This window comes from Endozoicomonas atrinae, assembly GCF_001647025.1.
Lineage (GTDB): Bacteria > Pseudomonadota > Gammaproteobacteria > Pseudomonadales > Endozoicomonadaceae > Endozoicomonas > Endozoicomonas atrinae.
On sequence record NZ_LUKQ02000261.1, the window covers coordinates 1 to 7201 of the forward strand.

At 51.6% G+C, this 7201-nt stretch carries 10 protein-coding genes; 9 read left to right on the plus strand and 1 reads right to left on the minus strand.

The genetic code is table 11. The annotated features are described in order from the left end of the window. The 8 genes from AK963_RS33490 to AK963_RS23390 all read left to right on the plus strand — a co-directional run. A partial coding sequence (locus AK963_RS33490) for a hypothetical protein (RefSeq protein WP_202969842.1) occupies positions 1 to 485 on the plus strand: 485 nt, incomplete at its 5' end. 169 nt (positions 486 to 654) lie between these two features. Then, positions 655 to 1008: a capsid cement protein gene (locus AK963_RS23360; RefSeq protein WP_066017809.1), complete on the plus strand. Its 354-nt coding sequence runs from the start codon at positions 655 to 657 to the stop codon at positions 1006 to 1008. A 37-nt stretch (positions 1009 to 1045) separates the two neighbouring features. Continuing rightward, complete coding sequence (locus AK963_RS23365; RefSeq protein ID WP_066017810.1) at positions 1046 to 1972, plus strand: hypothetical protein; 927 nt, start codon at positions 1046 to 1048, stop codon at positions 1970 to 1972. A 10-nt stretch (positions 1973 to 1982) separates the two neighbouring features. Then, positions 1983 to 2225: a DUF7210 family protein gene (locus tag AK963_RS23370; protein WP_066017811.1), complete on the plus strand. Its 243-nt coding sequence runs from the start codon at positions 1983 to 1985 to the stop codon at positions 2223 to 2225. Beyond that, the gene (locus AK963_RS23375; RefSeq protein ID WP_066017812.1) at positions 2222 to 2632 is read left to right on the plus strand and encodes a gp436 family protein; all 411 of its coding nucleotides are present in this window, start codon (positions 2222 to 2224) and stop codon (positions 2630 to 2632) included. Before AK963_RS23370 ends, AK963_RS23375 begins: the two co-directional genes overlap by 4 nt. Continuing rightward, positions 2632 to 3111 carry a phage virion morphogenesis protein gene (locus AK963_RS23380; protein ID WP_066017813.1) on the plus strand — a complete coding sequence of 160 codons (480 nt, stop codon included), beginning with the start codon at positions 2632 to 2634 and terminating at the stop codon, positions 3109 to 3111. Before AK963_RS23375 ends, AK963_RS23380 begins: the two co-directional genes overlap by 1 nt. Next, positions 3104 to 3544: a hypothetical protein gene (locus tag AK963_RS23385; RefSeq protein ID WP_066017814.1), complete on the plus strand. Its 441-nt coding sequence runs from the start codon at positions 3104 to 3106 to the stop codon at positions 3542 to 3544. Before AK963_RS23380 ends, AK963_RS23385 begins: the two co-directional genes overlap by 8 nt. A gap of 20 nt (positions 3545 to 3564) precedes the next feature. Continuing rightward, entirely contained in the window at positions 3565 to 4311 is a 747-nt protein-coding gene (locus AK963_RS23390; protein WP_066017815.1) for a phage tail tube protein, read from the plus strand. On the opposite strand, the gene AK963_RS23395 is transcribed toward AK963_RS23390, so the two are convergent. Beyond that, on the minus strand, positions 4286 to 5014 hold the full coding sequence (locus AK963_RS23395) for an F-box protein (RefSeq protein ID WP_066017816.1): 729 nt from the start codon (positions 5012 to 5014) through the stop codon (positions 4286 to 4288). The genes AK963_RS23390 and AK963_RS23395 overlap by 26 nt on opposite strands. A gap of 164 nt (positions 5015 to 5178) precedes the next feature. Here AK963_RS23395 and AK963_RS23400 point away from each other — a divergent pair. Continuing rightward, positions 5179 to 7201 (plus strand): tape measure protein (locus AK963_RS23400; RefSeq protein WP_066017817.1); only part of this gene is annotated, 2023 nt, incomplete at its 3' end.

Here is a 7201-nt window from a genome sequence, read left to right on the forward strand (position 1 = left end):
AAGAAGAACTGAAGCAGCTGAAAGCTGACCTGGAAGCGAAAGAGCAAGCCCTGAAAGACCGGGAAGCCTCTTTTTCCGAGAAAGAGACCGCCATCAAAGCCAGCGAAGCGGCACTGCAGAAGCAGGCCATCGCCAGCGACCTGGATGAGTTGGTAAAGGCCGGTAAGGTGCTGCCCGCCCAGAAAGCGCAGCTGGCAGAGTTCATGGCCAGCCTCGACAACGACAAAGACGTGCTGGAATTTGGTGAAGGCGAGCAGAAAAAGAGTTTCAGTCAGCAGGCCTTTATGAAGGAGTTCCTGGGTAAGTTACCCAAGGCGGTGGACTTTAAAGAACACGCTGCAGATGACCAGGAGCAGCCACCGGAAAACAGCAACGAACTGGCGCAGAAAGCCTTGGAGTATCAGGAGGCGCAGCGCAAAAAAGGCAGAACCGTCAGCATCACCCAAGCGGTCAATGCGGTTCAAAAAGGCAGTGTGGAAAAGTAAGGAAATGGTGGCAGAGCAACTGAGGTGAGGCAATGACAAGATTTATCCATAAATACACGTCATACCACCATGCAGTTAATAGTAGGCCCTGAATCTCAGTTCAGCACTAACCACCCTGACAGCAGGGCTAACCATTTTTATATTTCAAACGGCCAAAAGGACTAAGCCAATGAGAAACGACGGACTGATAAAAAGCTTTTACGCCGACGGCACACTGGAAGGTCGCAAGCTGGTGACCTTTGGCACCGGCAAGCTGAAAGTCAAACAGGCGACAGCGGCAACGGACGCCCTGATCGGTGTCACCACCCAGATCGGCAGCGAGAGCAATGGACGAGTGGATGTGATTTTTTCCGGTATTACCGAAGCCATTGCAGGCGGGAATATCGGTAAAGGGGAAGTGCTGACCAGCGATGCCAGTGCTAACGTTATCACCGCCACACAGGCCGCAGACCGGGTCATCGGTATCGCCCTGGAAGACGCTGTGGCTGGTGACTTTATCAGCGTCCTGATCGCTCAAGGTTAAGGACTCTTTTTCATAACACGCTCAAGGACTGAGAACCATGGCCAACGCACCGTTTAAAACCAACCCGACCCTGACGGCTATTGCCATCGCTTACATGAACAATGAATTCATCGCAGACCGGGTGCTGCCAAGAGTTCCTGTGGGTGCCAGGGAATTTAAGTGGACGAAGTACAACACTGAAGACCGTTTCACGATTCCAGATACGTTAGTCGGCCGTAAAGGTCAGCCAAACGTCGTGGAATTCGGCGGCACCGAAGAAGCGGGATTTGTTCAGGATTACGGTCTGGAAGACCATATCCCGCAGCAGGATTTAGACAACGCTACTAACAGCAACTTTGATCCACGGGGCAATGCCGTAGAGCTGCTTAGTGAAATCATTGCACTGGATCGGGAAAAGCGAGTCGCTGCCAAGGTTCAGGACAAAGCCAACTATGCCCATAAGGAAACCCTCAGCGGCACCGACCAGTGGAGCCATGCCGACAGTAAGCCTCTGGTGGTATTGACCGATGCCCTGGAAACGCCCATCAAACGCCCCAATGTCATGATAACCAGTCGAAAGGTCGCCGTTGCCCTGCGCCGTAACCCGAGCATCGTCAAAGCCTTTAACGGCACCGTATCCGATGACGGCCTTGTGCCTTTGTCGTTTGTTCGTGAGCTGCTGGAAATTGACGAGATTCTGGTGGGAGCCGCCTATTACAACAGCGCCCGACCCGGCCATGAGATGCAACTGGAGCGCATCTGGGGCAACGATTGCTCGTTGATTTACCGCAATCCCACCGCCAGGCCGAACCGTGGTGTCACCTTCGGCATGACCGCCGAACATGGCCAGCGAGTCAGTGGTACCCGTCAGGATGCCAACATTGGCCTGCGTGGCGGTGAAGCCATTCGAGTGGGTGAGTCAGTCGACGAGCTGATCATTTGTAACGATGTGGCTTACCACCTTGAAAGTGTCATTAGCGGTTAAGGAGGCGCTTATGAAATACAAAGCACTCCACAGCGTACGGCATGATGGCACGTTGTATCAGGTCGGGAAAACGTTGGAACTGGACGATCAGGCAGCTGAAGCGTTGCTGGCTTGTCAAGCAGTAGAGCCCATAAATGCAGAAGATGGCTCTGATCCAACACCTGATAGTGTAGCGCTGGATGCTAACTACGCTGAATCAGAGCCAGCGTCGAATGCTAATGAAAAGTCAGCAAAAGGCAAGGGAAAAAAATGAAGTACTGCGACAGCGCCGCCATGATCGCCCGGTTTGGAGAGGATGAACTTATTCGCCTCACCGACCCGGGCGTTGGTGCTATGGACGCCGCCGCCATTGACGCCGCCCTGACCGATGCCAGCGACGAAATAGACAGCTACCTGGCTGTACGTTATACCCTGCCGCTGTCGGTTATTCCTGAGATTGTGGTCAGGCTTTGCGCCGATATTGCCCGCTATCGTTTATACGATGGCCGCATGCTGGACGAAGTCGAAAAACGTTATGATGATAGCGTGAAGCTGCTCAAGGACATTGTCCGGGGCAGCGCCGTCCTGCCACTACCCTCCACTACCGCCAGCACCGAAGTCAGCACCACCCGCAGCCGGGAGGATCGGCTATTTACCCGGGATACCCTGGAGGACTTCTGATGTTATCCCTTGAGCAAGGCCAGCAGGAAATACAGAACCTGATGGATACCGTGATGCTTTACCAGCATCGCAAGCCGCTATTTACACGGCTGGGACGGGCAGTGCTCACCGACGCCCGCCTGAATTTCCGCCGACAGCATGCACCGGATGGCACACCATGGGCACCCTTGAAGATCAGAACCGGGCAGATCCTGAGCGACACCGGTCGCCTGCGAAACAGCCTGAGCTACAAAACCGGCAACGACGAGGTGGCAGTAGGAACCAACGTGAAATATGCAGCGGTTCACAACTTCGGAGCCACCATCAGACCCAAGAAAGCGAAGGTGCTTGCCTTTCCAGGGAAAAACGGTCAGACCATTTTTGCAAAAAAAGTGGTCATTCCTGCCCGTCCATTTCTGGCCATCGAGCAGCGCCAGATCAATCTGGTTCAACAGACCATCGAGCAGTGGGTCAAGGACGTGGCCAACCGCAATGTTTAACGAAGCCCTCAAAGCCATCACCGACCACCTGGAAGCTGCACTGGTCAACCACACGACAGATGTGGCAAGTCATCCCGGCCGTTTTACCGAAACCGAACTGAGTCGCCTGCTCACCGCCAGAAAAGCAGTGCGGGTTTCCATTGAGAACACCCAGAGTGTCAGCGTCACCGGTCAGGGCATCCAGGAGGCGAGCCTGTTGATGGCCGCCTTTGTGATTTGCAGCGACAGCAAAAACCAGCCACGGCATGAGAGTGCCCTGTTACTGACCGAAGCCATTATCGAGCAGCTGCCGTTTAATAGATTCGGCACCAATTACCTGAAACCCGTCAAGCCCAGCAGCATCTCAGCGGAAAATTTATACAGCGGAGAGATAGACCGAAAGGGGATAGCATTATGGGGCATCTCCTGGGAACAGACCCTGACCAGACCATGAACCACAGAAGGAACTGAACAATGGCTACAAAAGATCGCTCCTACATTGGCAAGGGCAAAATTTACCTCAAGCGTTTGAGTGCCAGTACCGGCTTTTTACCGGTGGGCAATTGCAGCGCCCTCGAGGTGAGTTTTGAAGAGGACAAGAAAGAACAGAAAGACTACACCAGCGTGGGCGGTGGCAACGTCAATGTGGTTTCAAGAATAGACAGCGTGACCGGCAGCATGACCGCAATGGATTTAAGCGCCGCCAGTTTAGCGCCTGCCTTGAGAGCTGCGGTGAGCGAAGAGGCCAGCGGTTCAGTGATCGATGAAGTGATCGCCGCCAGCGGCACCGACGGTGAATTGCTGCCCTTTGCCTTTGCCCCTGACCATAGCCAGAGCATCACCGTGAAAGACGATATGGACAGCGCACTGACCGAAGGCACTGACTACAACCTGACCGCCAACGGTATCGTCGTGATCGGTACCGGCGCTATTGATAACGGCGGCGTGAAGGTGAGCTACACCAAAGCACCGCAAGAGATCATGCAGGCACTGGTGGAAGCCGGCGAGGAGTTTGCCTTGTTCTTTGACGGCATGAACGAAGCGCAGTCCGGAAAGCCGGTGAGCATTACCATGCACCGTTTAAAGTTTTCGCCAGTACAGGGGCTGCCCTTTATCAGTGATGAATTTGCAGAAGTATCGATGGAATTTGAGGTATTGAGAGATAGCAGCATCACCGCCAGTGGCATCTCGCAGTTTATGAAAGTGGTGCAGGCGCTTTAGGGCGCCTTTTTAAAAAAACTCCTTCTATATAATCTTTAAATCGATCGATTTGATCAGCAAGCGGGGTTGTTAAGCAGACTCGTTTAGTAAGTTCTGTTAATTCCAATATTGAATCTGCGCATAAAAATGCATGAAATGGTTTATTGTCTCTTGGAAAATATTCCCCTTCCCATATAAAGTGCTTCCATTGATCACAATAAATAAGATGAGATTTAAGAAGGTCAGGCCTGGGAAGCTTCAAAAAAACACCACCACTATCTAGAGTGCCGAAAGTGAACGAGTGCAAATCATAAGTGCGACTACTCTCTATATTTAAGTCGTAGCAAGGGAAAGTTAATCTTACAAATATATCTTGAATTTGTGGCTTTCCTAAAATAAATGAAGCTTTTTGAAATTGTTTATCTTCATAAATTTCTGTATTGGGAGATGTGTAGCTATTTATAGCTTTGATTTCAGACTTAGAAAAGTGTGTAATTTCCATATTAAGCTGTTTTAACTTTGCAGCCATGATTGACCAGTCAGTTAATGATTTTTTGTATTCTTTACTTGTTGCGCCTAAGCTCAATATATCTTTCAATGAGAGCATCGAAAATATTTGCTCTCGTATTTCAACCGGCAGAGAGAGGAAACAAGCTTTAGGTTCTCCACTGATTAAAGGTGGTAAATTGTCTTCAAATTTTTGATACGAAGCAGGGGTAATCATCACTGGTATACTCTACTTACAATTATTCAATTATTTATAAGCTTAATTTATGTTCTTACTTCGATTAAAATACCTTAAAAAAGTTCCCTCTTCGGAAATTTCCTGCCTGCTAAACAATAAATAATTTCCCCATGCTGACCCGGTATCCATACAGGAACCTAACCATGGCCAGCAATAACAGTGTTTTAAATATCGTTATCCGGGCTCGGGATTTAGCCAAGGGAGCCTTCACCAAAGTCACTGCCCGGTTACGCTCTATGGGTAGAGCCAGCCAGCAGACCGAACACCGCTTTGCGAGTTTAGGTCGCAGCATTCGCAACCTGGTACTCACCAGCGTGGGCTTTTACGCCATCAAAAAAGGCATGCAGGGAGTATTAAACACCGGGGATCAGTTTGAACGATTGGAAGTACAGCTGAACGCCATCATGGGCAGCATGGCCGAAGGCGAGCAGGCAATGGCGTGGATAAAGGAGTTCACCAAAAACACCCCATTGGAACTGCAGGAAGTCGCTGATGCCTTTACCGCTTTGAAAAACTTCGGCCTAGACCCGATGGATGGCACCTTGCAGGCCATTGTCGACCAGACCTCCAAGCTCGGTGGCGGCATGGAGCGTTTGAAAGGAATCAGCCTGGCATTGGGGCAGGCCTGGGCAAAGCAAAAGCTCCAGGGCGAAGAAATTCTGCAGCTGGTCGAGCGAGGGGTGCCCGTTTGGTCACTATTGGAGAAGGTGACCGGCAAGAATACCCAGGAGCTGCAGAAGCTATCCAGCGCCGGCAAGCTGGGCAGAGAAGCCATCAAGGGACTGATTGACGAGATCGGCAAAAGCAGTGCGGGAGCCGCCAAGGCCAACATGGGGCTGCTGAGTGGTCTGATGTCGAATATGGCCGACCGTTGGACGGAATTTAAAGACAGTATCGCCGATGCCGGATGGCTCGATTACGTTAAGACGCAGCTGACCGCATTCGGTAACAAACTGGATGAGCTTGGGAAAAACGGCAAGCTGCAGGAGCTGGCGCAGAAAATCAGCGACGGGTTTATCAGCATGGCGGAGTCATTACGGTTGTCGCTGTCGTCGATTTCCTTTGAACAATTCGTCCAGGGAGCCACCGAAGCCTTTAACAGCGTCAGCACTGTCCTCGGCAAGATGCGCTCCGCTTTTCAATTCACCAGTAACACCATCAAATTTTTCTTTAACAGCTTTATCGTCGCCGTCAAAGGGTTTGCGTCAGCCTATACCGGCATTTTGTATGGCGTGGTGAAGATTTGGGAGGAAGTCACCGACGCCCTGGGACTGGATGGCATTGCTGAAAAATTGAAAGGAACAACGGACTACTTAAAGTCATTGACGAAAGAGTTCGCCTCACAGGCAGCCGAGGATGCCAACGACGTGAAGGACTCGCTGACCGGAATATGGGACACCTTTGCAGAAGAAAGCGAAGCCGCTATATCCAAAAGCACCGACACCGTAAAGACCATGACCGACAGCCAGAAGCTGCTCTGGCAAAATTACGCCGATGAATTAATCGCAAAACAAAAAGACATCCAGGAGGAGGTGACCAAAACCGCTGACACCGCCAAACAGTCTTTTAAAGACGCCGCCGAAGCGATGGCACAGATCAGCAACGCCGAAACCCTAACCGAGCTGGCCAGCCTGGGTGTGGCATTGGCCGAAGCCTTTAGTCGGGGAGAACTCTCCCTCGAGGAGTACACCTCCGCCACGGAAGCGAGCCGCCAGAAATTACAGCAGCTGAAAGATCAGGCAGAGATGACCGGTGACGCCTTGAGTCAGGTAGGCAAAACCAGCAAAGAGATGAGCCAGCTGCACAACGCCGCCATGGGCGAAAGCGCCACCATCGCGGGAGCAATGGCCGGTCACTACAACCATCTGAATGAAGAACTTCAGGGCATGAGCAGCAGCGCCCGGGAAGCCTTCGAGAAGATGAGCAGTGTCGGGGATATCGACACCAGCGAAAGCCAAGGCAGTGTGAAGGCCTTGAAAGAGGAGCTTGAGGGAACCAACGACGAACTGAGCAAGCTACAGCATAACTATTCCTTTGACATTACCGGCATCGATGACTGGATGACCGACACCGCCCAGAACGCCGCCTATGTGAAAAAGCAGTTTTTGGAGCAGAAGATCGCCCTGGAGGAGCTGCTGACCGGGTACGACAACGGTGAAGTGTCCG